This window comes from Halorubrum sp. Atlit-26R (assembly GCF_003666015.1).
Classification (GTDB): domain Archaea; phylum Halobacteriota; class Halobacteria; order Halobacteriales; family Haloferacaceae; genus Halorubrum.
Map to the genome: position 1 here is coordinate 1 of NZ_QPLT01000016.1, position 23,196 is coordinate 23,196.

Below are 23,196 nucleotides of genomic sequence, written 5' to 3' on the forward strand. Positions count from 1 at the left end.
TTCAACATGGAAATCGGAATGCTATCGAACGTGTCTTTTGGGAAATAGAACGCCGAACATCATCGTTTGCGAATAGTTTTAGCAATGTCGCGTTAGAGACAGCTCAAAACTGGCTCGAAGCCTTCGCAGTCTACCACAATTCACGCCAAACTTAACGCGACCGCCCGAGGACGAACGTCCCGATGACGGCCGCCAGGATGACTGTGATCGCGACCATCAGGATGACCCCGATAACGGGGCTCACCGCGCGGTCGTCCGATTTGGATTGGTTCTGTGGTTTCATTGTTTGAACCCAGCGGTTCACCGAGAAACGGGAATGAGAGCCTCGTGTGCCATGGTCGAAGTGACTCTCAGCTCCGTTCCGATCGGTTGCTGGCTAACTAAAGAGATGAGGACCGCGCTTATGTACTTAATGGCATGAATATCAGCGCCGAAAATTGAACGGTAGGGGCCACACACCTGACGGATGAACGACCGCTGATATCCACCGATGGGCACTGGCGTGAAAAATGGGTGTGTTTTTATTTCTACCCACACTATACTCGGGCATGTCCGAGACGACGCTCGACGATCGGGGCCGGATGACGCTTCCGAAGGAGTTGCGGGAGCGCTACGGCGATCGCTACCGCATCGTCGAGGTCCACGACGGGATCAAGCTGATCCCGGTCGCGGAGGATCCCCTCGACGCCCTTCGAGACGAGTTCGCGGAGGTCGAGAAGACGGCCGACGAACTTCGCGAGGAGGCACGCGAGGCGGCGTTCGACGAGGCCGGGCGCTGAATGTACGCGGAGACCGACTTCCTCCTCGCGCTCATCAAGGACGAGGACTGGCTCGGTGAGGCGGCCGAAGAGGTGTACCGCGACCGTCGAAGCGAGCTGTGGACGTCGCAGTTCACGCTCATCGAACTCCTACTGGTTGCCTACCGCGAGGACCGAGACACGGAACGAGTCGTCGCGAACGCCGCGAGTCTCGTCGAGGTCCGCGGCGACGTCGACGCGGTCGTCGCGGCGGCGACGTACGTCGAGGAACACGGATTCACGCCGTTCGACGCCCTCCATCTCGTCGAGTCGGACGGGGACCCGATCGTCTCCAGCGACAGGGCGTACGACGGCTTCGCGCCGCGAATCGACCTGACGGAGCCGAGCGAGGACTGACGCTCCGCAACCACTAAACGCGGCTCGCTCCTTGTCCCGGTAATGGCCGACTGGACGGAGAAGTACCGCCCGAGCACGCTCTCGGAGGTGCGCGGCAACGACAAGGCCCGCGACGCGTTCGCGGAGTGGGCCCGCTCGTGGGACGACCACCGCGAGGCGGTCGTCCTCCACGGGAGCCCGGGCGTCGGGAAGACGAGCGCGGCGCACGCGCTCGCGAACGACATGGGGTGGGAGACCGTCGAGCTCAACGCCTCCGACCAGCGCACCGCCGACGTCATCGAGCGGTTCGCGGGGCGGGCCGCGCGCAACGCCACCCTCGGCGGGAGCGCGGCGGGCGGCGGCGCGGCCGGCGGCGACACCGCCTCCCGGCAGCTCGTCATCCTTGACGAGGCCGACAACATCCACGGCAACTACGACCGCGGCGGCGCCTCGGCGATCACGAAGCTGGTCAAGGAGTCGGGCCAGCCCATCGTGCTCATCGCAAACGACTTCTACGACATGTCGCGGGGGCTCCGGAACGCGACCCAGGAGATCGAGTTCCGCGACGTCTCCGCGCGCTCCATCGTCCCCGTCCTCCGCGACGTCTGCCGCAAGGAGGGGATCGAGTTCGAGTCGGACGCGCTCCAGCGGATCGCGGAGGGGAACCGCGGCGACCTCCGGGGCGCGATCAACGACCTCCAGGCCGCGACGCAGGGGCGCGACTCGATTACGGTCGAGGACGTCGTCACCGGCGACCGCGACAAGGCGCTGGGGCTGTTCCCGTTCCTCGACGCGGTCCTCAAGGAGGAGTCCGCCGAGGAGGCGCTCCAGTCCGCGTACGCCGTCGACGAGACGCCGGACGACCTGACGCGCTGGATCGAGAACAACCTCCTCGACGTGTACGAGCCCGCGGAGGCGGTCCGCGCCTACGACTTCCTCGCGAACGCGGACGTGTGGCTGGGCCGCGTGCGCGCCACGCAGAACTACTCCTACTGGCGCTACGCGACCGACAACGCGGCCGCGGGCGTCGCGGCCGCCCGCGACGGCGAGAAGGGCGGGTGGACGCGGTACGGCCGCCCGCAGTTCTGGTCGTCGTCGGACGCGACCGCCGACGAGGTCGTCGGCAAGATCGCGGCCGCGAGCGGCTGTAGCGTCGCGACGGCCCGACGCGAGGTGTTGCCGTTCCTCCAGGCCGTCACCCACCACTGTAAGCCTCGCGAGCTGACCGTCGCGATGGCGGCGGCGTACGACCTCGACGAGGAAGGGGTCGCCTTCGTCACCGGCTCCGGCGAGTCGACGAACAAGGTTGCCTCGATCGTCGAGGACGCGCAGGCCCGCCGCGATGAGCTGATCGAGGAGCACGCCGACGGCGCCTTCGCGTTCGACGCGGCAGGGCGCGCGGACGACGACGCGGTGGGCGACGACGCGGTGGGCGACGGCGACGACGGGTCCGCCACGGGCGGCTCCGAAGCGGACGCTGCCGGTGCCGATCGCGACGACCCCGCGGAGGGAGGAAGTTCCGACGACGCGGCAGGGCGCGCGGACGACGACGACGCGGACGACGATCAGGCAGGGCTGAACGATTTCATGTGAGCCGCTCCCCGGCCGCGCACCGCGGAGTGCCTCCTGAGCGGCTCCAGAGTTCGCAGGTGGCCTTTCTTCGACCCGCTTTCCGTCCGGCACCGTGTCCGTCGGGCTGCGACGCGGTACCGGACGAGCGTTCCGGCAGAGCCGGTCAGACGCCGCGAGTTCGACTCGCCTCGCCCTCGGACGGCTCCGCGGTCTCGATCGGCTCGTCGCAGACGAACTCGAACCGAGCGCCGCCCTCCCGGCTCCGGGTCGCCGAGACCGTCCATCCGTGAGCCTCCGCGATCCGCTCGACTATCGCCAGTCCGAAGCCGGTCCCGCCCGGGGCGGTCGTGTGCCCCGGCTCGAAGACGGCCTCCCGCTGGTCCGGGTCGATCCCCGGGCCGTCGTCCGCGACGTAGAATCCGTCGTCCGTCCGCCCGACGCGAACGCGGACCGCGGCGTCCTCGACGTTTCTCGCGGCGCGCTCTCCCGGCAACTCCTCGCCCGGCGAGAACGTGCCGGACGCGACCCGGTCCCCGGACCCGCTCCCGGCCGGGTCCGAGCCGGGCAGCGCGTCGACGTCCTCGGGCGTCCCGTGTTCGAGGGCGTTCCGGAAGAGGTTCTCTAGGGCCTGCCGGAACCTGTCGGCGTCGCACGGGACCGTCCCGAGCGGGCCGTCGACGACGAGGGCGGCGTCTGCGCGTTCACCGACGGTCTCCCACCCGCTCTCGACGACCGGCCGCAGTTTCGTCGGCTCGGGGGACTGGACCATCTCTCCCTCCCGCGCCAGCGTCAGAAGTTCGCCGATGAGGTCGTCCATCCGGTCGAGCGCGTCGAGGGCCCGGTCCAACCGCTCGGCCGACGCGTCCTCGTCGAGTTCGGCGGCCAGTTCGATGTTCCCGACAGCAACGGAGAGGGGGTTCCGAAGGTCGTGTGAGACGACGCTCGCGAACTCCTCTAACCGTTCTCGCTGTCGCTCCAGCCGCCGTCGGCGCTGAACGCGTTCGTCCGCCAGAAAGAGGTACCCCACGACGTCGCCGTCGTCCGTCGCCCGCCCTCGCTCGTGTACCCACCGCGGCTCGCCATCAGACGCGACTCGATACACCACGTCGACGGGGTCCGAGTCGAGCGCCTCGCGGAGCCGCTCTCGGTCGTCGCCGACGACGCGGTCGAGCCAACCGCCGTCCGGTCGTTCCGCGACCTCGGGCCGCGGCTCACCGGACGCCTCGATCACGAACCGGGAAGGGTCGCCCTCCGGGCGACGGTACGCGATACCGGGCCGTCGTTTCGTCGAACGCGACACGTGTCAACGAGGTTACTCGGCCGTCATAAACCTTACTCGGATATCACTTATCGTGCGCTGAGAACAACTGAATATCACGTGAAATAATCGGCGGAGCGGGGGAACGCCGGGGATACTTTGTCGCGGCCGCCGATGGATCGGCGTATGCGCGCAGCGATCCTCCGGGAGTACGGCGAGCCGCTGGCGGTCCGCGAACTCCCAGACCCCGACATCGACACCGACGGCGCCGTCGTCCGCGTCGACGCCTGCGGCGTCTGCCGCAGCGACTGGCACGCGTGGGCCGGCCACGGCGAGTGGGCGGACGACCGCGTCCCGCGCGGCCAGGTCCTCGGCCACGAGCCGGCCGGGGAGGTCGTCGCGGTCGGCGACGAGGTCGACCGGTTCCGCCCGGGCGACCGCGTGGTCGTCCCGTTCTCGCTCGGCGACGGCACCTGCCCGCACTGCCGCCGCGGGGCCGGCAACGTCTGCGAGGACGGGCGTGCGCTGGGGTTCGAGGCCGCCGCGCCGGGCGCGTTCGCGGAGCGCGTGCCGGTGCCGGCGGCCGACTACAACCTCGTCGAGCGCCCGGAGTGGCTCGGCGCGACCGCGGCCGCGGCGCTCGGCTGTCGGTACATGACCGCGTATCACGCGCTCGCGGAGCGGACGACCGTCGGCGGCGGCGACGCCGTCGCCGTCCACGGCTGCGGCGGCGTCGGGCTCTCCGCGGTCCAGATCGCGGCGGCGCTCGGCGCGCGCGTGGTCGCGGTCGACGTCGACGACGACGCCCTCGCGCTGGCTGCCGAGTTCGGCGCGGCCGAGACCGTGAACCCGGAGTCGATGTCGGACGGGGCAGGCTCCGTACCCGAACGGATCCGCGCGCTCACCGACGGCGGCGCGGACGTCTCGCTCGACGCGCTGGGGATCGCGGAGACCTGCCGCAACTCCGTCCGGTCGCTGCGGCCGCGGGGCACGCACGTCCAGGTCGGGCTCACGACGGACGCCGAGCGCGGCGAGGTGTCGCTGCCGACCGACTGGATGACGCGGTGGGAGATATCCTTCGTCGGCTCGCGCGGGATGCCGCCGACGAGCTACCCGGACCTGTTCGCGCTGATCGAGGCGACGGGGATCGATCCCGGAGAGCTGGTCGCCCGCGAGCTGTCGCTGTCGGATGTCTCCGACCGGCTCGCGGCCATGGACGAGTACGAGGCGACGGGCGTCGAGGTCGTCACCGAGTTCGGGGGGTGACCGTCACCGGTCTCGGTTCGCGCCGAGCCCCGGGATCGCGACGCGGTCGTCCACGCGCTCCATGAACTTCGACGCCGTGAGCACCAGCGCGAGGTACATCGCCCCGAGTATGAGGAAGACGGCCGTGTACCGGAACGTGTCGGTCGCGACCTGGTTGGCCCGGTAGTACAGCTCCGGGACCGTGATGAAGCCCGCGAGCGACGAGTACTTGATCAGGTAGACGAACTCGTTCGTCCACGAGGGGATCGCGTAGCGGAGCGCCTGCGGGAGCACCACGTAGTAGATCGACTCGATCTTCGAGAGCCCGATCGCCCGTCCGGCCGTGATCTGCCCCTCGTCGACGCTCTCGACCGCGCCCCGGATGTACTCGGCCTGGTAGGCGGCCCCGTTGAGCGTGAACCCTAAGATTGCGACCCACACCACGTCGCGCGGGAACACCCCGGACAGCGCCGCGGGCACCGACGCCGCGAGGTTCAGGCCGTAGTAGAGCACGAACAGCTGCGCGAGGAGGGGCGTGCCGCGCAACAGCTCGGTGTATCCAAGCGAGAGCCACGCCGAGAACCGACCGTACACCCGCGCGACCGCCAGCGGCACGGCGATGAAGAAGCCGCAGACGAGGCTCACGCCGGTGATGACCACGGTGAGCCACGTCCCCTGCGCGAGGACGGGCGTGAGCTCGACCACGAACGCGGCGTCGGCCGCCACCGCGGCGAGCCCCGGCACCGCGGCGAACGCGCTCTCGACGGCGTCCGGCGCGACGAACGGCTCGCCGACCGGGGCGATGGGGCCGCCGAGCCATCGGTTGACCCAGCTGACGACGAGCCAGCCCCAGAACAGTGCGCCGGCGGCGACGAGGAGGAGCCTCCCCGCGGACGGGTCCGCGTCGGCCACGCGCTCGCCCACCGTCCGCGGTCGCGTCGCCCCCGCCATCAGTCGTGGCTCGCGATGCGTTCGAGGAAGCGGCCGGTCCGCTCTTTCTCGGGCCGTTCGAACAGCTGCTCGGGCGGGCCGCGCTCGACGACCCGGCCGTCGTCGAGGAACACGACCTCGTCGGCGACCGCCCGGGCGAAGCTCATCTCGTGGGTGACGACGAGCATCGTCATCCCCTCGTCGACCAGGGCGCGCATCACCTCCAACACCTCGCCGATGAGCTCGGGGTCGAGCGCGCTCGTCGGCTCGTCGAACAGCATGAGCTTCGGCTCCATCGCCAGGGCGCGGGCGATCCCCACCCGCTGCTGTTGGCCGCCGGACAGCTCCGCGGGGTACGAGTCGAGCTGGTCGGCGAGGCCGACGCGCTCCAGCTGGTCCGCCGCGCGCTCGCGGGCCTCGTCCTCGGAGAGTCCCAGGACGCGACGGGGGCCGAGCGCGACGTTTCCGACCGCGCTCAGGTGCGCGAACAGGTTGAAGCTCTGGAACACCATGCCGACCTCCCGGCGGAGCTCGTCGACGTCGGTGTCGGGCGAGAGCACCTCCTCGCCGTCGAGGGTGATCGAGCCCTCCTGGGCCTCCGCGAGCCGGTTGACGCAGCGCAGCATCGTCGACTTCCCGGAGCCGGACGGGCCGATCAGCACGGTCACGTCGCCCCGGTCCATCCCGAAGGAGACCTCGTCGAGCACCTGCTCGTCGCCGTACCACTTCGAGACGTCGCTCACCCGGAGGAAGTCGCCGTCAGTCACGCCGACTCCCCCTCCGGGATCGCGTAGCGGGTACCGAGGTAATCGAGCGCGCGGTTCGTCGTGAACGTGAGGACGAAGTAGATGCCACTGATGAACAGGATCACTTCGAGGACTGCCGTCGTCTCCTGGGTGAACAGGTCGTACCCGCGGGTCAGGAGCTCGGCGAGCCCGATCGCGAAGACGATGCTCGTGTCCTTCAACACGATGGTGAACTCGTTTTGGAACCCCGGGATCGACCGCCGGAGCGCCTGCGGCACGACGACGTAGCGGATCGCCTCGAATCGCGAGAGCCCCACCGACCGCCCCGCCTCCAGCTGGCCGTCGTCGACGCTCGACAGGGACGCTCGGAATATCTGCGACTGGTACGCCGCGCTCCGCAGCCCCAATCCCAAGATACTCGCCGAGACCGCCGGTGAGATCGACCCGACGCCGAGGTTCACCTGCGGGACGCCGATCACGAAGTACATCACGAGGAGGATGACGACGATCGGCGTCCCGCGGAGGACGACGCCGGCGGTGCTCACGAGCCGCTTCGGGAGCCCCTCGCCGTACACCTCCACCGCGCCGGCGGGGAAGCCGGCGAGGAACCCGAGCAGGATCGACGCGACGGTGAGCCCGACCGTCAGCAGGACGCCGCCGGCCAGGTAGTCGACGTTCCGGACGACGAACCACCAGTCGGCGGGCTCGCCGACCAGCCACCAGTCGATCGACTCGCTCACGGACCCGACGGCGGCGGCCGTCAGCGGCGTCTCACCGGAGGCGGTACCCGGGGCGAGAGCGCCGAGGCTATCGGACGCGGCGAGCGCGAGGGGCCCCGCGACCGACATCCTACTCCTGCCCGAACCAAGTGTCTCTGAGCTCTCCGAACGTCCCGTCGTCTTGGACGGTCTGGAGCCCGCTGTTGAGCGCAGACTGGAGCTCCGACTCGTTCTGACGGATCCCGAAGCCATACTGCTCGCCGGTCTCCTCGACGAACGCGACCGTCACGTCACGGCTCGCGGTGAACGTGTCCGCGACGGGGGTGTCGACGACGACCGCGTCGATGTTCCCGTTCGAGAGGTCCTCGACCGCGAGGACGTAGCTGTCGTACGTCGAGAAGTTGTCATCCGGGATGACATCCTCGCCGACGAGGTTCGACTCGACCTCGGCGGCGCCGGTGGTCCCGGACTGCGCGCCGACCCGGGTCCCCTCGAAGTCCGCCCACCCGGACGGCTGGAAGTCGCCGCCCTCGCGGACGAGAACGGCCTGGTTGGCCTCCCAGTAGGGGTCGGAGAAGGCGATCGTCTCCCGGCGGTCTTCGCTGATCGTCAGCGCGGCGGCGATCACGTCGATCTCCTCGTTCTGCGTGAGCGCGGGGATGAGCCCGTCGAAGTCGAAGGTGGCCCACTCGCCGAGCTCGTAGTCGGTCTCGGCGACGACGGCTTCGAGCAGGTCGACGTCGAACCCGACTAGCTCGCCGTCCTCCCGCATTTCGAACGGCGGGAATCCGGGCGCGGTTCCGGGCGTGATCGTCATGCTGCCCCCGCTCTCGCCGAGACAGCCGGCGAGGCCGGTGGCTCCAACGGCGGCCGTTCCGCCGGTCAGTTTCAGGTAGGTCCGACGACTCACGTCGGCGTGCGTGCGGCGTGTCATACCCGTGCGAGTACGGCGAGCGATTTCAACCTTTCCTCCCTCGGACAGGGTCAACCCGTCTCTGGGGGTCCGACACCGCCTTTGCCAGGGCGGCTAACGAAAGTTCGGCCGTGCGGCGCCGGTCAGTCGCCGCCGATGGGGACTGAACCGTCGCGCATCGCCTCTGTCCCGCGGAGGGTCCACGCCGCGCCCGCGGCGAGCGCGACCGCGACGCCCAGCGCGGCGAGGTTGATCCCCTGCCACGTGGCGGTGTACAACACGAGGTCGCGACCGAGAAGCAGCGTCCCGACGAGCGCGGCCATCGACCCGGCGGCGAGCGCGCGGACGGTGGCGGCGGTGCCGGCGTCGAGCCCGTCGTGCCCGCCTCGGACCGCCTCCGTCGCGTACGCGACGGTCGCGACGAGCCCGAGGTGCCCGGCGAGCCCGGTGATATAGAAGGCGGCCTGCGCGGGCGGCGCGTAGGTGAGGAACGGCACCGCCCGCGAGAAGACCGCGCTGGCGACGATGCCCGCGACGGCGACCCCTGCGGCCGCGCGGAGCAGCCGCGCGTTCCCCCGACCGCCGCCCCAGATGGTCGCCAGCCCGAGCAGGGTGAAAATCGCCAGCGCCACGATCAGGTGTGCGGCGTGCGTCGACACCGTGTACCCGCCGGGGACGAGTCCACCGAGGGTAACGGTGATCGCGCCGACGGTGATCTGAAGCGGGAGGATCGCGACCGCCAGCGTCGCCGCCAGTTTCGTCCGACGCTCGAAGCCGGAGCCGAACCACGTCCACCCGGCGACCCCGACGATGAGGAAGCCGGTGACCATCGCCCACACGCGGTGGAACCACTCGATGAAGTCCGGGTTGATCGTGAGTGCCGGGATCAGCTGGTCGGAACACAGCGGCCACTGGGCCTGACACGCGAGCCCGGAACCGGTCGCCGCGGTGTAGACGCCGAGCGAGAAGAGGACGAGCGTCATCCCCGTCGTCGCCGCCGCGTATCGCCTGAACGTTAGCCACGCGGGCCGAAGACTCATTGGCCGATTTCGGGCGCGCGCGCACTTAGACCGTTCGGCCGCTCTCCGCGTCCGGGAAGCGCGCACCGGGCCTCTCCGCCTTCCGAACGTTTTTGACTGACCAGTCAGTCAGTATTGGTAGGTACCGAATGGCCGACACGGAACGACCGATCCCCGACGCCGCGCACAGTTCCCTCCCCGAAAGCGACGCCGCGAGCCTCCAAGAGGCGATCCGCTGATGGGCCTCCGCGACTCGATCGGCTCGCTGTTCAAGGGGGCCGACGAGCTGGACCTCACCTCGGGCGACATCGGGTGGCCGCTGTTTTTCCTCTCTTTACCGATCGTCGTCCAGAACCTCTTTCAGGTGCTGTACAACTTGGCCGACACCTTCTGGCTCGGCCGGTACAGCACCGAGGCGCTGTCCGCGATCACGTTCGCGTTCCCCATCGTCTTCCTGATGATCTCGCTGGCGCTCGGCGTCTCCGTCGCGGGGAGCGTCCTCGTCGCGCAACACACCGGCGCCGGCAACGAGGAGCGCGCCGCCTACGCCGCCTCCCAGACGATGGCGTACGCGGCCGTCATCTCCGTCCTGTTGGGCGTGCTGGGCTACGTCCTCGTCGACGACGTCACCGCGCTCCTCGGCGTGAACGAGACGGTGGCCCCGCTCGTCGTCGAGTACATGCGCGTGTACGCGGTCGGCCTGTTCGCCGTCTTCGGATTCGCGGTGTTCATGGCGCTGATGCGCGGCTACGGCGACACGGTGACCCCGATGTACGTCATGGCCGGCTCGGTGGTCCTCAACATCCTCCTCGACCCGATTTTCATCTTCGGGTTCGACGCGAACCCGCTGTTCGGCGCGCTCGGACTCGGCTGGCTGGAGGCCGCCGCGCTCGACGCGACGGGGTTCACCGGCTGGGGGATCGCCGGCGCCGCGATCGCGACGGTCGGCTCCCGGGCGCTCGCGCTCCTCGTCGGGCTTCGGATCATGTTCCGCGGCGACCGGGGCGTCCAGATCCGGCTCTCGGAGATGCTTCCCGATCCCGAGTTCGGCAAGACGGTCCTCGGCATCGGCCTCCCCGCCTCCGCCGAGGGCGCGGCCCGGTCGGTGTCGATCACCGCGCTCCTCGTCGTGGTCGCGAACTTCCCGAACGCGGTCAGCGGGGCGTACGGCATCGGCACACGGATCTTCTCTGTGATCTTCCTGCCGGCGCTCGCCGTCTCGCAGGGGATCGAGACGATGACGGGACAGAACATCGGCGCCGGGGAGCTGGACCGCGCCGCCGAGACGAACCACTTCGGCGCGCGCGCCATGCTCGCCTTGCTCACCGTCGGGGGCGGCCTCATCGTTCTCGGCGCGCGGCCGATCGCGGGCGTCTTCTCCCCCGATCCGGCGGTCGTCGACCACGCGGCGACGTTCCTCCGCGTGAGCGGCCTCTCCTTCGGATTCATCGGCGTCATGCGCGCGTACACCGGCGGGTTCCGCGGCGCGGGCCACACGATGATCGCGGCCGTCATCTCGCTGATCACGCTCGGCTTCGTCCGCCTGCCGGTCGCGTGGGTCGCCGCCGGCTCGCTCGGCGCGATGGGGCTGTGGATCGCCTTCCCCGTCTCGAACGTCGTCGGCGGCGTCGTCGCGTACCTCTGGTTCAACCGCGACACCTGGCGCGAGGGGAACCTGACCGAGGAGGACGCACCCGTCGAAGAGATCGGCTCCGGCGTCGCCTCGCCGGACAACGACTGACGCCGGGGCGCGGCGTCTGCGAGCGGGGGCGGCGTCGGCGGGCCGGTTCCGTTCCGGACGCTACCCCGACAGCTCCCGCTTCGCTTTCCGGGCCCGCTCGGACATCTCCCCGTTGCCGTCGACGTCCGCGAGCGTCTCGATCGCCTCTAACTTCCGGACCGAGTCGTCGAGGAAGGAGAGCACGTCGCCGGTGTACGCGTACACCATGTAGTCGTCGGTCATCACGTCGACGATGGCCTGCGGGCCGAGCCCCTCGGCGCGCAGTTCGAGGACGTAGCGCATGAACTTCTCCTCGGGATGGCCGCAGTAGGGGTTCGAGTCGCAGTCGCAGTCGAGGAAGTCCTCGGCGAAGTCGAGGACGCGGTCGCGGGTCGTCTCGTCGAGCTTCGAGAGGCCGTCGCCGGTGAACAGCAGGTCGAGGGTGGCGCCGGCGAACGCCCCCTTCGGGATGTTCGCCTCCAGCTGGGAGGCGAGCTGCCGGTGATTTTTCACGTAGATCTTGTCGGTGAAGGCCACAGTTGCCCGTCGATACGCCCGCGGCCCTCAAAAGCGACGCGGTGGACGGAGACGCGAGCAGCGGCTCGCCCGGGCGCTTCGTCCCGGACGCCATTCCGTGCCACGCCCGTCCGGGAGTCGTAACCGTTATTTACCGAAGCGGGGTACTTTGCGACGCGTGTCCGGGTTAGGGTAGTGGACTATCCTTCAGCCTTGTGGAGGCTGAGACGCGGGTTCGATTCTCGCACCCGGACCTTTTCCGACGAACGGAGTGAGGAGCGGAAAGTCCGGACGGGGAGATTGAATCACGCGAGACGAGCGGAGCGAGTCTCGCTCGGGTTCGATTCTCGCACCCGGACCTTCTCGCGGCGAGCAACTCCGCGAGCCGCGAGGCTCCGCAGAGAATCGAAGCAGGGAGCGGCGCGAGCGAACGCGAGCGGAGCGACTGAGGTTCGATTCTCGCACCCGGACCTTCTCGCGGAACGCAGTACCGAGACGACTAAAACTCGATCCGTTCGCCGTCCTCGGGGACTAACACGCCCTCCGTCTCCGCCCGGAGCTCCTCGCGCGAGAGCAGGCAGTGATTGATCGCTTCCATGTGAACCACGGCGACCGCGGCGTCGGTGGCCTCGCGCACGGCGGTCACGTCGTCGACGCCCATCGTGATCGGCTCGCCCTCGTTGAACCGCGCCGCGCCCCCGTTGAGGACGACCGCATCGGGGTCGAACCGCTTCAGCGTCTCGGCGACCGGCTCGTACCAGACCGTGTCGCCGGCGAGGTACAGCGTCTCGGCGCCCTCGAAGACGAACCCGGAGACGGGGCCCATCCGCTCGGCCAGTTCCCCGTGACCGTGACGGCCGGGCGTCCGGTAGAGCGTGACGCCGTCGAACGACGCCGAATCCTCGACCGGTCGCACGTCGGTGAACCCGTCCTCGGCGAACGCGTCCGCCTCGGCGGGCTGGCAGAACAGGGGCACGTCGGGGTCCAGCTCCGCTTTCGCGGCGTCGTCGAAGTGGTCGGGGTGACGGTGGGTGACGATCACCGCGTCGTGCGCGAGGTCGACGTCGGGCATCGGGACGAGGGGGTTCCGGCGGTCGTTCGGGGTGTCATCGATCGGGGGCAGTGCGCCCCGCGAGGCGAACAGCGGGTCCACGAGAAATGTTGTCCCGTCCACGGTCGCGAGGACCGTGGCGTTGCGAACGAGGGTGACGTCAGTGCCGGCGGCTGTCGACATACCCTCGGTTCGGCGGGCGGCGGGTTGTGCCTTGCGCCGCGCTCCGAGCGGTCTCGTAGCGCCCGCGTACTTATATGGTGCTCGCGAGTCGTGTCGCTAGTCATGGACGGACGCGAGACGACGACCCGACGCGGGCTGCTCCGGACGAGCGCCGGGCTCGGCGCCGCCGGCGCCGCGGCTCTCGCCGGATGTTCGGGGTCCGCCGCCGGCAATGGGCCGGCCTTCGAGGAGGGGTTCGAGGACGGGCTCGGCGACTGGGAGGCCGGCGCCGCGATCGGTCCCGAGGTCGACGTCGCTGACTTCGACTGGGAGGTCGGCGTCTCGGAGGCGGAGGCGGCCTCCGGCGAGCGGTCGCTCCGGATCTGGAACCAGGGCGATTACGACGACGGGGTGACGTGGGCGGTTCACCCGGTGCCGATCGAGTCGGGGGGGTCGTACCGGATCGAGGTGAGCGGGCAGTTCTGGAGCGAGTCGGAGTCGTTCAACACGATCCGACACTCACTGATGCGGCTGGGCCCGGAGCCCCCCGAGACCGAGGAGGAGTTCCCGAAGCCCGGGCTCAACACGACTGACCTCGGCGAGACGCCGTACGGCGGGCTCCGCGACGCGCTGTGGCTCGCGGACGGCTGGCGCGAGTACGCCTTCGAGTGGACGACCCCGGAGCTGTCGACGGAGACGCTGTACCTCGCCGTCGGCACCGCCGTGATCTGGGAGGCGGACGCGACGCACTACGTCGACGACCTCTCGGTGCGCGTCGAGCCGCGATGAGCGGGGACTCGGAGCCGGCGTCGAGCGCTTCCGACGCCCCTGACGGCCCCGACGCCGAGAGCGACACGGACACCGCCGACACGATGCGCGAGCGCGCCGGCGAGAACCGCGCGAAGCTCTGGCTCCTCTTGCGCGCGAACCGGCTCGTCGTCGCGGCGGTCCTGACGCTCGCCGTCTTCGTCGCGTTCGTCGCCGTCGCCGCCGCCCTCTCGCCGTCGCTCGCGGAGAAGGTCGGGGCGAGCGACCCGATCGAGACGCTGTTCGCATCCATGATCACCGCGATCGTCACCGGGGCGACGCTCGTCGTCACGATCGGACAGCTCGTGCTCACCCAAGAGAACGGCCCGCTCGGCGACCAGCGGGAGCGAATGGACGACACGCTCGCGGTCAGAGACGACATCGCGGACCTGACCGGTGCGCCGACCCCGACCGACCCGGCCGCGTTCCTCGACGCGGTCCTCGGTGCCGCGGCGGAGCGCTCCCGGGACCTCCGCGACTCGGTGTCCGATCAGGGGAGCGACGGAGACGGACCGGACCGGGCCGCACTCCGGGAGGAGGCCGACGACCTCGCCGCCGAGGTCACGGAGAACGCCGACGTCGTGCGCGGCCAGCTCGACGGCGCCGAGTTCGGCTCCTTCGACGTCGTGTTCGCCGCGCTCAACTTCGACTACGGACCGAAGATCGGCCGGATAGAACGTCTCATGGCCGAGCACGGCGAGAAACTCACCGACGACGAGCGGGACCTCCTCGGGGAACTGAAGGAGTCGCTGTCGCTGTTCGGTCCCGCCCGCGAGCACGTCAAGACGCTGTACTTCCAGTGGGCGCTGATCGACCTCTCGCGGCTCATCCTCTACGCCGCGGTGCCCGCGCTGGTCGCTGCGGGCGCGATGGTCGCGGTCGTCGACGGCGGCACGTTCCCGGGGAGCACCCTCGGGGTCGACCACGTGACGGTCGTCGTCGGGGGCGCGTTCGCGGTCGCGCTCCTCCCGTTCTCGCTTTTCGTCTCCTACCTGCTCCGCGTGCTCACCCTCGCGAAGCGGACGCTCGCGATCGGGCCGCTGGTGTTGCGGGACTCCGAGTAGCCGCCTCGGTGTCGCAGCGGGCCGTCCCGTCGTCCGCGAGGCGGTCGCCGAACGTCAACGATCAGCGATCGGCTACGTTCGGGGCGTCTGTCGACCGGTCCGTCACGGTCAGCTCACCAGAGAGCAGGTTCGCGGACGGCGGAGCGAGGGTAATTCCCTCCTCGTCGAATCGCCGTTTCGCCAGTCTGCGGAAGTCCGAGCGGATCGTCTGGATGTCCTTGTTTCCCGGGTCGTCGGTCCAGAACTCCGCCTGTACCGTGATCGCGTTCTCGCCCAGTTCGACGATGCGCGTGTTCGGCGCCGGCTCGTCGAGCACCGGATCGAGGGTCGTGACGACCTGCTGGAGCTCCAACAGGGCCCGCTCGGTGTCCTCGTAGTAAGCGACGTACACCTGTTCGGTGAGTCGGAACCGGTCTCGGCCGTACGGGCGGGTGATCGCGTTGGCCGTGAGCTCGGTGTTGGGCACCGAGACCGTCTCGTGGTTCGGCGTGCGGACGCGGGTGACGCGGAAGTCGACCGCCTCGATCGTCCCGCTCCCGCCCGGCCACTCGATCCAGTCGCCGACGTTGAAGTCCGGGTCGGCGACGAGGAACATCCCGCTGACGAGCGATCCGAACACCTGCTGTCCGGCGATACCGAGGGCGAACGTGAGCGCCGCGATGATGACCGCCGACTCGGAGAGCACCCGTCCGTAGCCGGCGGCGATAATGCCCGTCAGGGTCGCGAACCCGATCATCGCCACTCGGAGGTACGTCTCCGTCGCGGTCTCGATCGTGGGGTTGTTGCGGTTGCGCGCGCGGACGGCTCGCGTCGCGAGCGGAATGAGAACCGTCCGGCTGACGAGGTAGATGACGCCGAACCCCACCGTGAACCAGAACAGCTCCGACAGCACCTGATCGTACGCCGAGAAGAGGTCCGTCATCCACCCGGGGGGAGTGGTCTGGCCGATCATACACCGATCTGGGTGACGCAGTGCGTAAAACCCCGACACCAGTCCGCTCGACACGCCGTCGGCTCGCGGACTCTCCGTACCGCCGTCGCTCTCGGACGCTTGAAATGTCGCCCGCGACACTAACGACCGGTCTCATCTCCGGCTGCGTGCCGCGTCGACCGGGAAACCCTCGTGGCGGGCGGTCGCCTGCGCGGCGACGGGCGCGGTCGCGTCAGCGACCGGTGTGACGCGCCTGGGTTCTCCGCGCTGTCATCGCTCCCATCGGGGAGTACTCGGGCGGGGACTAATGGCGCGCGACCCCGGCTAACCGCCGAGTGCGTTTAAAAGGTCGGATGGGGCTCAGTCGTCCTCGGTGCCGGCGACGACCACGCGCTCGCCGTCGTCGGTCTGCGGCTCCGAGACCGAGACCGGGTCGATCCCGCGACGGCGGGCGTCGAACTCGGAGAGGAGGGAGACGAGCGCGACGAGCGTCAGGACGCCGACGGGGAGCAGCACGAACGGCGTGACTCCGAAGAATCCCCACACGAGCAGCAGCGCCACCGAGACCAGTCCGACCGTGACCGCGTAGTAGATCTGCGTGCGGACGTGGTCGATGAGGTCCGCGCCGGTGAACGTCGCGGACAGCACCGTCGTGTCGGAGATTGGCGAGCTGTGGTCGCCGAAGATCGCCCCGGAGAAGATGACGCCGACCATGACCGCGACGAGGGTGTGCCCCTCGGCGCCGCCCCCGGAGACCTCCCAGGCGATGGGGACCGCGATGGGCGTCATGATCCCCATCGTTCCCCACGAGGTCCCGGTCGAGAAGGCGATGAAGCCGGCGACGACCATCACGAGCGCCGGGAGGACGGCCTGTGGGACCGTCCCGACCGTCGCCTCGGCGACGTACCGGCCCGTCTCCAGCGCGGAGATGACCTCGCCGATCCCCCACGCTAAGACGAGGATCGACACCGCGGTGAGCATGATTCCGAACCCGTCGACGGTGTACTCCGTCGCGTCGCCGAAGCCGAAGACCCGGTAGACCTTCCCGAGGACGAACCCGGACAGCACCATCCCGAACGCGCCGATCATCAGCGCGGTCGCGAAGTCCGCGTTGATGACCGCGTTCCACAGGCGGTCGCCCGCGCTCCCGAACTCGGCCGCGACGAGGTCGGCGAGGAAGCCGGTCGGCGCGAAGCCGCCGGACCAGAACGCGGTCGCGACCGTGACGACGATCAGGACCGCGACCGGCGCGAAGAAGTTGATCAGCCGCGGCGTCGGCGCCGGCGGCTCCCCCAGTTCGCCCGCCACGTCCTGCATCGGCTCCGCGCCCTCGCGGGTGACCCGTCCGGTCGTCCACGAGCGGTGTTCGGCCGTCAGCATCTCGCCGTAGTCGCGGCCCCACAGCACGACGATGGCGACCATCGCGACCGCGAGGATCGCGTACATGTTGAACGGGATCGAAGAGAGGAACACCTCGAAGGTGCTGGGCCGGTTCGCGTCGGCGACGCCCGCCGCCGAGTACCCCTCGTCGATCAGCGACAGCTGGAACGCGACCCACGAGGAGATCCCGAGCGTGGCGACGGGCGCGGCCGTGGAGTCGACGACGTACGAGAGCTTCTCGCGGGAGATCCGGAGCTGGTCCGAGACGTCTTTCATCGCCGAACCGACGATGGCGGTGTTGGCGTAGTCGTCGAAGAAGAGGACGATCCCGAGGAGCCACGCCGCCAGCCCCGCCTTGCGCTGCGTGTCGAGGCGCTCGATCGCCCAGTCGCGGATCGCGTAGGTCCCGCCGAGGTTCCACACCATGGCCACCCCGGAGCCGAGCAGCAGCGTGAACACGAGGATCGTCGCCTGGAACCCGTCGTCGGCGATGATCGCCCCGACGATCCAGTCGAACGTCTGGACGATCCCGAGCCCGCCCGTGAAGATCACGGCCCCCGACCAGATGCCGAGGAACAGCGAGAGGATCGCCTTGCGGGTGAGGATCGCCAGCGCGATGGCGAGCAGCGGCGGGACGATCGAGAGCGCTCCGAACTCGGACATGGCGTGTCGGTGACACGCACTCCTATTTATAATGCGTTGCCTAACGGGGACCGATCGCGGGACTGTGGCGGGATCGCTCCGACCCGCGATCGCGACGCCGGCCCCGACCGGCGGTATCGACGCCTATCCGAACGCACTTACGTCCCTGCCACGGACCCACGCGCAATGTCAGTCCGAGTCGGCATCCTCGGCGCGACGGGCGCCGTGGGCCAGCGATTCATCCAGTTGCTCGACGACCACCCGACGTTCGACCTCGCCGCGGTCACCGCGAGCGAGGAGAGCGCGGGGAAGACCTACCGCGAGGCGGCCAAGTGGCGCGTCGACACGCCCATCCCGGACGACGTCGCCGAGATGGAGGTCGCGGAGACGGCGCCCGCGGGCATCGCGGACGACGACGTCGACCTCCTCTTCTCCTCGCTCCCCTCGGGCGTCGCGGCCGAGGTCGAGCCCGCCTTCTTGGAGGAGGGCTACGTCGTCTCCTCGAACTCTTCGAACGACCGCATGGCCGCGGACGTGCCGCTCACGATCCCCGAGATCAACCCCGACCACCTCGACCTGATCGAGGTCCAGCGCGACGAGCGCGGCTGGGACGGCGCCCTCGTGAAGAACCCGAACTGCTCGACGATCACGATGGTGCCGACGCTCGCGGCGATCGACGAGTTCGGCCTGGAGAGCGTCCGCGTCTCGACGCTTCAGGCCGTCTCGGGCGCCGGCTACTCCGGCGTCACCTCGATGGAGATCATCGACAACGCCATCCCGCACATCGGCGGCGAGGAGAACAAGATGGAGACGGAGTCGCGCAAGCTGCTCGGCGAGTTCGACGGCGCGGAGGTCGCGCTTCACGACGCCGACGTGGCCGCCTCGTGTAACCGGATCCCGACGCTCGACGGCCACTTGGAGAACGTCTTCGCCGAGTTCGCCGACGACCCCTCGCCGGAGGAGCTCCGCGAGGCGATGCGCTCGTTCGAGGGCGCCGGCGACCTCCCGAGCTCGCCCGACCAGCTCATCAAGGTGTACGGCGACGACGAGCCCGAGCGCCCGCAGCCCCGCCTCGACCGCACGTACGCGGACGGGATGGGGATCGTCGCCGGCGGCGTCCAGTCGACGGACGCCGGCGCGAAGTACAACTGCCTCGCGCACAACACGATCCGCGGCGCGGCGGGCGCCTCTCTGCTCAACGGCGAGCTGCTCGTCGAGGAGGGGTACGTATAAGGGTCGAACTACTCGGCGGCCATCGAGCCCAGCAACCGCGACTGTTTTTAAAATAACCGACAGCGACTGGACCGCGGATCGGAACCTCGATTTTCCCGGTGGCGCGTGCCTCCGAGCGTCCGAAGGACGTGAGTAGCGAGAGACCGAAGGTCTCTCTGACAGCCGGCGGCGAAGCCGCCGGCGAGAGCGCCGCGCGAGGGAGTCGGCCGACCGGAGCGAAGCGGAGGGAGGCCGACGAGGCTGGGGAGGCGTGAGGTGCGGTCGCTGTGTGGGCGGGACTCGAAGGGGCAGCCGTGAGGCGGGCGCAGACGACGCAAGGACCGCAACGAGGGAGCGAAGCGACCGAGTGAGGACCACAGCGAGTGTGCGCCCGCCTCACGGCTGGGGCTTCGGCGGTGCCTTCTGCCACTCCGCAATTACTCACTTAAAAATAAACAGTCGGAGACGCGACCGTCCCCACCACCACAGCCGACCCGTTCGCGTCTTACTTCCCTTCGAACTCGGGCTCGCCGTCGCCCATGAACGCCGTGACCCCCTCCATGAGGTCGTCGGTGTTCATCACGTGGCCGAAGCCCATCGCCTCGACTTCGAGCCCGGCCTCGTTGTCCGTCCGGCCGGCGTGGATCGCGCGCTTCGTGTACTTCTGCGCGATCGGCGGGCCGCCGGCCAGCTGCTCGGCCAGCTCGCGGGCCCGCTCGTCGAGCTCGTCGTCCGGCACGACCTCGTTGACGAAGTCGTAGTCGGCCATCGTCTCGGCGTCGTAGCGGTCGGCGGTGAGGATGATCTCCTTCGCGCGCCCCTCGCCGACGATCCGGGCGAGCCGCTGCGTGCCGCCCCACCCCGGAAGTAGGCCGAGGTCGAGCTCGGGCTGGCCCAGCTCGGAGCGCTCGGAGGCGATCCGCATGTCCGCCGCGGTCGCGAGCTCCATCCCGCCGCCGAGGCAGTAGCCGTCGATGGCGGCGATCACGGGCTTGTCGGACGCCTCGAGCTTCCCGAACGTCTGCTGGCCCTGTCGCGACAGCTCGACGGCGTGGATCGGGTCGGCGCCGCCCGCGGCCATGCTCTGGACGTCCGCGCCCGCGGAGAACGCGCGGTCGCCCGCGCCGGACAGGAGGATCGCCCGCACCTCGTCGTCGGCGTCGAGCCGGTCGACCGCGTCCGCGAGCTCGTCGAGCACCTCGCCGCTGATCGTGTTCATCCGGTGCGGGCGGTCGATCTCGACGTGCCCGACCCGGTCCGCGACCTCGACGTTCAGGACCTCGTAGTCGGGGCCGCCCTCGGTGCCGTCCGCGTCGCCGCTCCCGCCTCCCGCGCCGCCGCGGAACCCGCCGGACTCGGCGGCCTCGCGCAGGTAGTCGGTCGCCTCGTAGCGCGCCTCGCCGGTCTCCTCCGCGAGCGCGTCGAGCGTCTCGACCAAGGCGTCGAGCCCCTCCTCGTCCGCGAGCTTGGCCGGGCCGTCGGGGAAGCCGGCGCCGAGCTTGACCGCCTCGTCGATATCTTCGGCGTCGGCCACGTCGTTGCCGATCAGGCCGGCCGTCTCGTTGGCCATCACCGCGAGCAGGCGGCGGCGGACGTCCTCGTCGACCGCGTCGGTCGGGATCTGGGCGCCCTCGCCGTCCTCGTAGTCGTAGAAGCCCTTGCCAGTCTTCTTGCCGAGGTCTTCCGCCTCGACCTTCTCGCCGAGCAGGGGGCAGGGGCGGTAGGCGTCGCCGAGGACCTCGTGCATGTACTCCAGCACGTGGTACCCCACGTCGATGCCGACCTGGTCGGCGAGCTCGAACGAGCCCATCGGGAGGCCCATGTCGAACTTCGTCGTGGAGTCGACCGCCTCCATCGTCGCGTCGCCGGACTCGACGATCCACGCCGCCTCGTTCATCAGCGGGACGAGGATCCGGTTGACGATGAAGCCGGGGCTGTCCTTCCGGACGCGGACGGGGGTCTTCCCCATCGACTCGGCGAGCCCCTCGATCAGCTCGAGGGTGTCCTCGCTCGTGTGCTTCCCGGAGATGACCTCGACGAGGTCCATCCGCACCGGCGGGTTGAAGAAGTGCATGCCGCAGAAGCGCTCGGGCCGGTCGGTGACCTCGGAGAGTTCGGTGATAGAGAGGCTGGAGGTGTTGGTGACGAAGACGGCCTCCTCGGGCGCGTGCTCGACGACCTCGTCGTACACGTCCTTCTTGATCGCCATCTTCTCGGGGACGACCTCGACGACCACGTCGGCGCCGTCGAGCGCGTCCTCGAGGTCCACGAACGCTTCGACGCGGTCGAGCGCGGCGTCGGCCTCGTCGTCGCCGATCCGGTCCTTCTCGGCGAGCTTGCCGAGCGACCACTCGATCTGGTCGTACCCCTTCTCGACGAGCTCCTCGTTGATGTCGCGGAGCGACACGTCGTAGCCGGCGAGCGCCGCCACTTCCGCGATGCCGTGCCCCATGTTTCCGGCACCGAGCACTGCCACGCGCTGAACGTCTTCGAGCTGCATACCCGAACGGTCGGAACCGTCATGGTTGAACGTTTTCATCTTCCAAACGCGAAACGCACCGTTAGTTTATTCGGGTAGGCTACGCCGGATCCCCGCGCGTCGAGTCGGAACCGAAGCGTGTCGGAGCGGAACCGAACGTACTCCTGCGTGCGGTCCCGTCTCCCCGACATGGACGGCGACGTCGCGGCGACGCTGCGCGAGGACCCGACGATGGCGGCGCTCGTCGACCGGCACGGACGGCTCTCGGTCGAGCCCGCGGACGACGAGTTCGGTCGGCTCTGTACCTCCATCGTGAACCAGCAGCTCTCGACCGCCTCCGCGGACGCGATCCGCGAGCGGTTCCTGGACGTGCTGGGCGGCGACCCGACGCCCGACCGCGTCCTCGCGGCCGACGAGTCGGCCCTTCGCGAGGCCGGGCTCAGCGGCACGAAGGTCGAGTACCTGCGTAACGTCGCGGCCGCGTTCCGCGACGACGAGCGCGACTTCACCCGGGAGGGGCTGGCGGGCGTGAGCGACGAGGCGGTCGTCGACCGGCTCACCGAGATTCACGGAGTGGGCGAGTGGACCGCGCGGATGTACCTCATCTTCGCGCTCGGCCGTGAGGACGTGCTCCCGCTCGGTGACCTCGCGGTGCGGAAGGGGATCGAACAGGCGTACAACGACGGCGAGGGACTGAGCCGCGCCGAGATTCGCGAGATCGGCGAGGCGTGGCGCCCCTACCGGAGCTACGGCACGCGCTACATCTGGGCAGAGTACGAGTCGTAATCGGTTGGGTTTGGATCGCCCGTGAACGTTGTCCAAGTGCCAGTCGTTCGGGCGGACGACGGTGATATTTATAAACAACTGATCGGCTCTGTTGAAATCCTATTCTTCAGACAGATACTCAGATGAAACGGCTGGTCAATGAAGGGTGCTTCCTGATCGGTAGCGGGAGTAGGTATCGCAGATCAGTAGCCGCGATGTGGTGTTTAAATAACCACGAGCGACGGCGACGAGCGCTTATAAAAGGGGTGCGGTGGCGCGCCTGCGAGCGGCCGGAGCGAAGCGGAGGCCGCGAGCCAGCCCGCGAGGGACGCCGCGAGCGGAGCGAGCGGCGAGGCTGGGGAGGCGTGAGGTGCGGTCGCTGTATGGGGTGGGACTCAAAGGGGCAGCCGGGAGGGCGTCGTAGGCGACGTAAGCACCGCAGGGGGCGAACGGAGTGAGCGACCGAGGAGCGCAGCGAGCGTACGACGCCCTCCCGGCTGGGGCTTTGGAGACACTCGCCGCGGTGGCGTCAGTCACTTATAAACAGCCGACAGCAACACCGCACTCTGGTTTATAAATGACCTCACTCACGACGTACTACACGTACTCCCGAAATCGCTCGTCGTTACGTCTGTACTGACCAGAACCCAATTCAATATCTCCGTTTCCGAGGATTTCAACAAAGCCAACTGATCAACGGCGAACACCACCGAAGCCCCAGCCGCGAGGACTCGCGCGGCTCGCTGCGCTCCTCGTCACTCGCTTCGCTCGTTCCTGCGGTGCTTACGTCGCCGTGCTTCGTCCTCGCGGCTGCCCCTTCGATTCCCACCCCGCCCCGCACAGCGACCGCAGCCTCACGCCTCCCCAGCCTCGTCAGTCGCCTCCGCTTCGCTCCGGCGACTGACTCCCTCGCGCGCGCTCCTCGCGCCCGG

At 69.3% G+C, this 23,196-nt stretch carries 20 protein-coding genes, 1 tRNA gene and 2 pseudogenes; 11 read left to right on the forward strand and 12 right to left on the reverse strand.

All coding sequences use genetic code 11. The annotated features are described in order from the left end of the window. A pseudogene (locus DVK07_RS15375) lies at positions 1-155 on the forward strand (IS6 family transposase); the annotation flags it as partial. A gap of 8 nt (positions 156-163) precedes the next feature. Here DVK07_RS15375 and DVK07_RS15380 read toward each other — a convergent pair. Next, a pseudogene (locus DVK07_RS15380) lies at positions 164-283 on the reverse strand (archaellin/type IV pilin N-terminal domain-containing protein); the annotation flags it as partial. A gap of 265 nt (positions 284-548) precedes the next feature. Between DVK07_RS15380 and DVK07_RS15385 the strand changes: the two are divergent. Genes DVK07_RS15385 through DVK07_RS15395 form a run of 3 tightly spaced genes read left to right on the forward strand, consistent with a single transcriptional unit; the run spans position 549 to position 2,726 of the window. Next, complete coding sequence (locus DVK07_RS15385; protein WP_121597875.1) at positions 549-779, forward strand: AbrB/MazE/SpoVT family DNA-binding domain-containing protein; 231 nt, start codon at positions 549-551, stop codon at positions 777-779. After that, on the forward strand, positions 780-1,154 hold the full coding sequence (locus DVK07_RS15390; RefSeq protein ID WP_121597876.1) for a PIN domain-containing protein: 375 nt from the start codon (positions 780-782) through the stop codon (positions 1,152-1,154). A gap of 42 nt (positions 1,155-1,196) precedes the next feature. Continuing rightward, positions 1,197-2,726 (forward strand): replication factor C large subunit, encoded by a 1,530-nt coding sequence (locus DVK07_RS15395; protein ID WP_121597877.1) that lies wholly within the window; start codon positions 1,197-1,199, stop codon positions 2,724-2,726. A gap of 142 nt (positions 2,727-2,868) precedes the next feature. Here DVK07_RS15395 and DVK07_RS15400 read toward each other — a convergent pair whose 3' ends face one another. Beyond that, on the reverse strand, positions 2,869-4,005 hold the full coding sequence (locus DVK07_RS15400; protein WP_121597878.1) for a PAS domain-containing sensor histidine kinase: 1,137 nt from the start codon (positions 4,003-4,005) through the stop codon (positions 2,869-2,871). A 144-nt stretch (positions 4,006-4,149) separates the two neighbouring features. On the opposite strand from DVK07_RS15400, the gene DVK07_RS15405 reads away from it, so the two are divergent. Beyond that, entirely contained in the window at positions 4,150-5,229 is a 1,080-nt protein-coding gene (locus DVK07_RS15405) for a zinc-binding dehydrogenase (RefSeq protein ID WP_121597879.1), read from the forward strand. 3 nt (positions 5,230-5,232) lie between these two features. Here the strand turns inward: DVK07_RS15405 and DVK07_RS15410 are convergent, their stop codons facing one another. The 5 genes from DVK07_RS15410 to DVK07_RS15430 form a co-directional block, all read right to left on the reverse strand. After that, positions 5,233-6,159, reverse strand: coding sequence for an amino acid ABC transporter permease (locus DVK07_RS15410; RefSeq protein WP_121597880.1), 927 nt, complete (start codon positions 6,157-6,159; stop codon positions 5,233-5,235). Next, positions 6,159-6,905 (reverse strand): amino acid ABC transporter ATP-binding protein, encoded by a 747-nt coding sequence (locus DVK07_RS15415; protein WP_121597881.1) that lies wholly within the window; start codon positions 6,903-6,905, stop codon positions 6,159-6,161. The genes DVK07_RS15410 and DVK07_RS15415 overlap by 1 nt, the downstream gene beginning before the upstream one ends. Next, positions 6,902-7,732: an amino acid ABC transporter permease gene (locus DVK07_RS15420; protein ID WP_121597882.1), complete on the reverse strand. Its 831-nt coding sequence runs from the start codon at positions 7,730-7,732 to the stop codon at positions 6,902-6,904. The genes DVK07_RS15415 and DVK07_RS15420 overlap by 4 nt, the downstream gene beginning before the upstream one ends. A 1-nt stretch (position 7,733) precedes the next feature. Further along, on the reverse strand, positions 7,734-8,537 hold the full coding sequence (locus DVK07_RS15425; protein ID WP_121597883.1) for a basic amino acid ABC transporter substrate-binding protein: 804 nt from the start codon (positions 8,535-8,537) through the stop codon (positions 7,734-7,736). A gap of 122 nt (positions 8,538-8,659) precedes the next feature. Continuing rightward, positions 8,660-9,556 carry a COX15/CtaA family protein gene (locus DVK07_RS15430; protein WP_303646392.1) on the reverse strand — a complete coding sequence of 299 codons (897 nt, stop codon included), beginning with the start codon at positions 9,554-9,556 and terminating at the stop codon, positions 8,660-8,662. Positions 9,557-9,773: 217 nt separating this feature from the next. On the opposite strand from DVK07_RS15430, the gene DVK07_RS15435 reads away from it, so the two are divergent. Further along, a complete protein-coding gene (locus tag DVK07_RS15435) occupies positions 9,774-11,276 on the forward strand; it encodes an MATE family efflux transporter (protein WP_121597885.1) in 1,503 nt (500 codons plus the stop codon). A 60-nt stretch (positions 11,277-11,336) separates the two neighbouring features. On the opposite strand, the gene DVK07_RS15440 is transcribed toward DVK07_RS15435, so the two are convergent. Continuing rightward, positions 11,337-11,792, reverse strand: coding sequence for a DUF5814 domain-containing protein (locus DVK07_RS15440; RefSeq protein WP_004595233.1), 456 nt, complete (start codon positions 11,790-11,792; stop codon positions 11,337-11,339). Between the two features lie 160 nt (positions 11,793-11,952). Here DVK07_RS15440 and DVK07_RS15445 point away from each other — a divergent pair. Further along, positions 11,953-12,025, forward strand: a tRNA-His gene (locus tag DVK07_RS15445). A gap of 245 nt (positions 12,026-12,270) precedes the next feature. On the opposite strand, the gene DVK07_RS15450 is transcribed toward DVK07_RS15445, so the two are convergent. Then, a complete protein-coding gene (locus DVK07_RS15450; protein ID WP_121597886.1) occupies positions 12,271-13,005 on the reverse strand; it encodes an MBL fold metallo-hydrolase in 735 nt (244 codons plus the stop codon). A 102-nt stretch (positions 13,006-13,107) separates the two neighbouring features. Here DVK07_RS15450 and DVK07_RS15455 point away from each other — a divergent pair, with 102 nt between their 5' ends. Together DVK07_RS15455 and DVK07_RS15460 are read left to right on the forward strand one after the other, a co-directional pair. Beyond that, positions 13,108-13,773 carry a hypothetical protein gene (locus DVK07_RS15455; protein WP_121597887.1) on the forward strand — a complete coding sequence of 222 codons (666 nt, stop codon included), beginning with the start codon at positions 13,108-13,110 and terminating at the stop codon, positions 13,771-13,773. Further along, entirely contained in the window at positions 13,770-14,855 is a 1,086-nt protein-coding gene (locus tag DVK07_RS15460) for a hypothetical protein (RefSeq protein WP_121597888.1), read from the forward strand. Before DVK07_RS15455 ends, DVK07_RS15460 begins: the two co-directional genes overlap by 4 nt. A gap of 61 nt (positions 14,856-14,916) precedes the next feature. Here DVK07_RS15460 and DVK07_RS15465 read toward each other — a convergent pair whose 3' ends face one another. Continuing rightward, positions 14,917-15,807 (reverse strand): mechanosensitive ion channel family protein, encoded by an 891-nt coding sequence (locus DVK07_RS15465; RefSeq protein ID WP_121597889.1) that lies wholly within the window; start codon positions 15,805-15,807, stop codon positions 14,917-14,919. A gap of 339 nt (positions 15,808-16,146) precedes the next feature. Next, complete coding sequence (locus DVK07_RS15470) at positions 16,147-17,829, reverse strand: Na+/H+ antiporter NhaC family protein (protein WP_121597890.1); 1,683 nt, start codon at positions 17,827-17,829, stop codon at positions 16,147-16,149. Positions 17,830-17,994: 165 nt separating this feature from the next. Here DVK07_RS15470 and asd point away from each other — a divergent pair, with 165 nt between their 5' ends. After that, a complete protein-coding gene (gene asd, locus DVK07_RS15475) occupies positions 17,995-19,041 on the forward strand; it encodes an aspartate-semialdehyde dehydrogenase (protein ID WP_121597891.1) in 1,047 nt (348 codons plus the stop codon). Between the two features lie 484 nt (positions 19,042-19,525). Here the strand turns inward: asd and DVK07_RS15485 are convergent, their stop codons facing one another. Further along, on the reverse strand, positions 19,526-21,520 hold the full coding sequence (locus tag DVK07_RS15485) for a 3-hydroxyacyl-CoA dehydrogenase/enoyl-CoA hydratase family protein (protein WP_121597893.1): 1,995 nt from the start codon (positions 21,518-21,520) through the stop codon (positions 19,526-19,528). A 168-nt stretch (positions 21,521-21,688) separates the two neighbouring features. Here DVK07_RS15485 and DVK07_RS15490 point away from each other — a divergent pair, with 168 nt between their 5' ends. After that, complete coding sequence (locus tag DVK07_RS15490) at positions 21,689-22,285, forward strand: DNA-3-methyladenine glycosylase (RefSeq protein WP_121597894.1); 597 nt, start codon at positions 21,689-21,691, stop codon at positions 22,283-22,285. Positions 22,286-23,196 lie beyond the last annotated feature (911 nt).

What these genes read in the sequence shown, in the direction of transcription:
- DVK07_RS15465 (WP_121597889.1), bottom strand. Translation starts at nt 15,807, where the DNA reads ATGATCGGCCAGACCACTCCCCCCGGGTGGATGACGGACCTCTTCTCG.
- DVK07_RS15410 (WP_121597880.1), bottom strand. Translation starts at nt 6,159, where the DNA reads ATGGCGGGGGCGACGCGACCGCGGACGGTGGGCGAGCGCGTGGCCGAC.
- DVK07_RS15420 (WP_121597882.1), bottom strand. Translation starts at nt 7,732, where the DNA reads ATGTCGGTCGCGGGGCCCCTCGCGCTCGCCGCGTCCGATAGCCTCGGC.
- DVK07_RS15385 (WP_121597875.1), top strand. Translation starts at nt 549, where the DNA reads ATGTCCGAGACGACGCTCGACGATCGGGGCCGGATGACGCTTCCGAAG.
- DVK07_RS15450 (WP_121597886.1), bottom strand. Translation starts at nt 13,005, where the DNA reads ATGTCGACAGCCGCCGGCACTGACGTCACCCTCGTTCGCAACGCCACG.
- DVK07_RS15390 (WP_121597876.1), top strand. Translation starts at nt 780, where the DNA reads ATGTACGCGGAGACCGACTTCCTCCTCGCGCTCATCAAGGACGAGGAC.
- DVK07_RS15405 (WP_121597879.1), top strand. Translation starts at nt 4,150, where the DNA reads ATGCGCGCAGCGATCCTCCGGGAGTACGGCGAGCCGCTGGCGGTCCGC.
- asd (WP_121597891.1), top strand. Translation starts at nt 17,995, where the DNA reads ATGTCAGTCCGAGTCGGCATCCTCGGCGCGACGGGCGCCGTGGGCCAG.
- DVK07_RS15430 (WP_303646392.1), bottom strand. Translation starts at nt 9,556, where the DNA reads ATGAGTCTTCGGCCCGCGTGGCTAACGTTCAGGCGATACGCGGCGGCG.
- DVK07_RS15470 (WP_121597890.1), bottom strand. Translation starts at nt 17,829, where the DNA reads ATGTCCGAGTTCGGAGCGCTCTCGATCGTCCCGCCGCTGCTCGCCATC.
- DVK07_RS15490 (WP_121597894.1), top strand. Translation starts at nt 21,689, where the DNA reads ATGGACGGCGACGTCGCGGCGACGCTGCGCGAGGACCCGACGATGGCG.
- DVK07_RS15395 (WP_121597877.1), top strand. Translation starts at nt 1,197, where the DNA reads ATGGCCGACTGGACGGAGAAGTACCGCCCGAGCACGCTCTCGGAGGTG.
- DVK07_RS15425 (WP_121597883.1), bottom strand. Translation starts at nt 8,537, where the DNA reads ATGACACGCCGCACGCACGCCGACGTGAGTCGTCGGACCTACCTGAAA.
- DVK07_RS15485 (WP_121597893.1), bottom strand. Translation starts at nt 21,520, where the DNA reads ATGCAGCTCGAAGACGTTCAGCGCGTGGCAGTGCTCGGTGCCGGAAAC.
- DVK07_RS15460 (WP_121597888.1), top strand. Translation starts at nt 13,770, where the DNA reads ATGAGCGGGGACTCGGAGCCGGCGTCGAGCGCTTCCGACGCCCCTGAC.
- DVK07_RS15435 (WP_121597885.1), top strand. Translation starts at nt 9,774, where the DNA reads ATGGGCCTCCGCGACTCGATCGGCTCGCTGTTCAAGGGGGCCGACGAG.
- DVK07_RS15455 (WP_121597887.1), top strand. Translation starts at nt 13,108, where the DNA reads ATGGACGGACGCGAGACGACGACCCGACGCGGGCTGCTCCGGACGAGC.